Annotated in this window: 5 protein-coding genes; all 5 read left to right on the top strand. The window is 62.5% G+C overall.

Features of this window, described 5'->3' with window-relative positions; all coding sequences use genetic code 11:
- On the top strand, positions 1-889 hold an 889-nt coding region (gene ribD, locus DBR24_RS15160), incomplete at its 5' end, for a bifunctional diaminohydroxyphosphoribosylaminopyrimidine deaminase/5-amino-6-(5-phosphoribosylamino)uracil reductase RibD (RefSeq protein WP_256591498.1).
- A 47-nt stretch (positions 890-936) separates the two neighbouring features.
- Complete coding sequence (locus DBR24_RS15155) at positions 937-1,602, top strand: riboflavin synthase (protein WP_123463754.1); 666 nt, start codon at positions 937-939, stop codon at positions 1,600-1,602.
- A 16-nt stretch (positions 1,603-1,618) separates the two neighbouring features.
- Positions 1,619-2,710: a bifunctional 3,4-dihydroxy-2-butanone-4-phosphate synthase/GTP cyclohydrolase II gene (gene ribBA / locus DBR24_RS15150; RefSeq protein WP_123463756.1), complete on the top strand. Its 1,092-nt coding sequence runs from the start codon at positions 1,619-1,621 to the stop codon at positions 2,708-2,710.
- Between the two features lie 91 nt (positions 2,711-2,801).
- Positions 2,802-3,278 (top strand): 6,7-dimethyl-8-ribityllumazine synthase, encoded by a 477-nt coding sequence (gene ribE, locus DBR24_RS15145; protein WP_003228649.1) that lies wholly within the window; start codon positions 2,802-2,804, stop codon positions 3,276-3,278.
- Positions 3,275-3,775: a transcription antitermination factor NusB gene (gene nusB / locus DBR24_RS15140; protein ID WP_123448286.1), complete on the top strand. Its 501-nt coding sequence runs from the start codon at positions 3,275-3,277 to the stop codon at positions 3,773-3,775. The genes ribE and nusB overlap by 4 nt, the downstream gene beginning before the upstream one ends.
- Positions 3,776-3,790: the final 15 nt, after the last annotated feature.

Below are 3,790 nucleotides of genomic sequence, written 5' to 3'. Positions count from 1 at the left end.
GTGCAGCCATCATGGCCGCACACCGCCGTGCGCCGACGCATTGGTGAATGCCGGGGTGGGCCGGGTGGTCGCAGCGATGCGTGATCCGAACCCGCAAGTTGCCGGGCGTGGCTTGCAGCGTCTGGCCGATGCCGGCATTGCCACCGAAAGCGGTGTGCTGGAAGCCGAGGCGCGCCAGCTCAATCAAGGTTTCCTGAAACGCATGGAACACGGCTTGCCGTTTGTGCGGGTCAAGCTGGCGATGAGTCTGGACGGTCGCACGGCGATGGACAGCGGCGAGAGCCAATGGATCACCGGCCCGGCCGCCCGTTCGGCGGTGCAGCGTCTGCGCGCTCAGGCCAGCGTGGTGCTGACCGGCGCCGACACCGTACTGGCTGACGGCGCTCGCCTGACCGTGCGCGCCGACGAGTTGGGCCTGGATGCCGGGCAAACCGCGTTGGCCATGAGCCGTCCGCCGCTGCGGGTGCTGATCGACGGGCGCCTGCGGGTGCCGCTCGATGCGCCGTTCTTCAAGGCCGGTCCGGCGCTGGTCTCCACGTGTATGGCGGTGGAAGAGCAGTACGCCAACGGCCCGGAATGCCTGATCGTGCCGGGTGATGACGGTCAGGTCGATCTGCATCAACTGCTCATCGAACTGGCCAACCGTGGCGTCAACGAGGTGCTGGTCGAGGCCGGCCCGCGTCTGGCGGGGGCGTTTGCCCAGCTCGGTCTGGTCGACGAATTCGTGATCTTCATCGCCGGCAAGTTCCTCGGCTCCACGGCGCGTCCGCTACTGGACTGGCCGCTGGCCTATATGAAGGACGCTCCCGAACTGAAAATCACCGAGATTCGCGCGGTTGGCGATGACTGGCGAGTCACTGCGACGCCGGTCCGTTCGGCGAGCGTATAATTCCCGGCCATCGCCTTAGCGCTGGCTTCGTTCTCAAGGAGAACCCCATGTTTACCGGCATCATCGAATCCATCGGCAGTATCCGTGCACTGACCCCCAAGGGCGGTGATGTACGGGTGCACGTCGAAACCGGCAAGCTCGACCTGAGCGACGTCAAACTCGGCGACAGCATCGCGGTCAACGGCGTGTGCCTGACTGCCGTTGAACTGCCGGGCAACGGCTTTGCCGCCGACGTCAGCCGTGAAACGCTGGACTGCACGGCCATGAACGACCTGAAAAGCGGCAGCCCGGTCAATCTGGAAAAAGCCCTGACCCCGACCACCCGTCTCGGTGGGCATCTGGTCAGCGGTCACGTCGACGGTGTCGGCGAAGTGGTCTCGCGCAGCGACAATGCCCGCGCCGTGGAATTTCGTATCCGTGCGCCGAAGGAACTGGCCAAGTACATCGCCCATAAAGGCTCGATCACCGTCGACGGCACCAGCCTGACCGTGAACGCGGTCGATGGCGCCGAATTTCTGCTGACGATCATTCCGCACACCCTGAGCGAAACCATCATGGCGTCCTACAAGCCAGGTCGCCGGGTGAACCTGGAAGTCGACTTGCTGGCGCGTTATCTGGAGCGCCTGTTGCTGGGTGACAAGGCCGCTGAGCCTGCATCGGGTGGCACGATCACTGAAAGCTTTCTGGCCGCCAACGGCTATCTCAAATCCTGACTGAAGGGGGTGCCTTGTGGCGCTCAATAGCATCGAAGAACTGGTTGAAGACATCCGCCAAGGCAAGATGGTCATCCTCATGGATGACGAAGACCGCGAGAACGAAGGCGACCTGATCATGGCCGCCGAGTGCTGCAAGGCCGAGCACATCAACTTCATGGCCAAGCACGCCCGTGGCCTGATCTGCATGCCGATGAGCCGCGAGCGCTGCGAACTGTTGAAGCTGCCGCTGATGGCGCCGCGCAACGGTTCCGGGTTCGGCACCAAGTTCACCGTGTCGATCGAAGCCGCCGAAGGCGTCACCACCGGTATCTCCGCCGCCGACCGTGCACGCACCGTGCAAGCGGCTGCCGCCAAGGACGCCAAGGCCGAAGACATCGTCAGCCCGGGCCACATCTTCCCGCTGATGGCTCAGGCCGGTGGCACCCTGGCCCGCGCCGGCCACACCGAAGCAGCGTGCGACCTGGCACGCATGGCCGGTTTCGAGCCGAGCGGCGTGATCTGTGAAGTGATGAATGACGACGGCACCATGTCCCGTCGTGCCGAGCTGGAAGCGTTCGCCGCCGAACACAACATCAAGATCGGCACCATCGCCGACCTGATTCACTACCGGATGATCCACGAACGTACCGTTCAGCGGATTGCCGAGCAGCCACTGGACAGCGAACTGGGCCAATTCAACCTGGTGACCTATCGTGATTCGGTGGAAGGCGACGTGCACATGGCCCTCACCCTGGGCAATGTCTGTGCCGAAGAGCCGACCCTGGTTCGCGTGCACAACATGGATCCGCTGCGTGACCTGCTGATGGTCAAGCAACCGGGCCGCTGGAGCCTGCGCGCCGCGATGGCTGCGGTTGCCGAGGCGGGCAGCGGTGTCGTGTTGTTGCTTGGTCACCCGCTCGATGGCGACGTGCTGCTGGCACATATCCGTGAAACCGGTGAGCAGGCAGCGCCGAAAAAACCGACCACCTACAGCATCGTCGGTGCCGGTTCGCAGATCCTGCGTGACCTCGGTGTGCGCAAAATGCGCCTGATGTCTGCGCCAATGAAATTTAATGCGATATCCGGTTTCGATCTGGAAGTTGTAGAATACGTGCCCTCCGAATAATGACCGGTTGTTTCCGGTCTCCGATTCGCGGCAAATAAATCACTGAGGGACGCGTAGCAGACGCGTCCCGGCTCTTTAAGAGAACTGACGAATGACCCTGAAGACCATCGAAGGTACCTTCATCGCCCCTAAAGGCCGCTACGCTCTGGTAGTGGGCCGTTTCAACAGCTTCGTCGTTGAAAGCCTGGTCAGCGGTGCAGTTGATGCCCTGGTTCGCCATGGCGTGAGCGAAAGCGACATCACCATCATCCGCGCACCTGGCGCCTTCGAAATCCCGCTGGTTGCGCAGAAAGTCGCCCAGAAAGGTGAGTTCGCAGCCATCATCGCCCTCGGCGCGGTCATTCGTGGCGGCACCCCGCACTTCGAATACGTGGCAGGCGAGTGCACCAAGGGCCTGGCCCAGGTGTCCATGGAGTTCGGCGTTCCGGTTGCGTTCGGCGTCCTGACCGTGGATTCCATCGAGCAAGCCATCGAACGTTCCGGCACCAAGGCCGGTAACAAAGGTGCCGAAGCAGCCCTGTCCGCTCTGGAAATGGTCAGCCTGCTGGCGCAGTTGGAGGCCAAGTGATTAGCGACGAAAGCGATCGTTTCAACCCGCGCGATCCGAAACCTGCGGATGCCGGCAAGCCCTCGAAAAGCGTCAAGCGTCGCGAAGCCCGTCAGCTCGCGACTCAGGCGCTGTACCAGTGGCACATGGCCAAGCAATCGCTGAACGAGATCGAAGCGCAGTTTCGCGTTGATAACGATTTCACCGATGTCGACGGTGCTTACTTCCGCGAAATCCTCCACGGGGTTCCGCAGTTCAAGACCGAAATCGACAACGCCCTGACGCCGTGCCTGGATCTGGCGATCGAAGAGCTGGACCCGGTTGAACTGGCCGTTCTGCGCCTGTCCACCTGGGAACTGCTCAAGCGCGTCGACGTGCCGTATCGCGTGGTGATCAACGAAGGTATCGAGCTGGCGAAAGTCTTCGGCTCGACCGACGGCCACAAGTTCGTCAACGGCGTGCTCGACAAGCTGGCCCCGCGCCTGCGTGAAGCTGAAGTGAAGGCGTTCAAGCGCTAACCCGCGCTTGAACAC

The organism is Pseudomonas sp. HMWF006 (assembly GCF_003061205.1).
Classification (GTDB): domain Bacteria; phylum Pseudomonadota; class Gammaproteobacteria; order Pseudomonadales; family Pseudomonadaceae; genus Aquipseudomonas; species Aquipseudomonas monsensis.
Note: the sequence above shows the minus strand (reverse complement) of the source record. Positions and strands in the feature narration are given on the sequence as shown.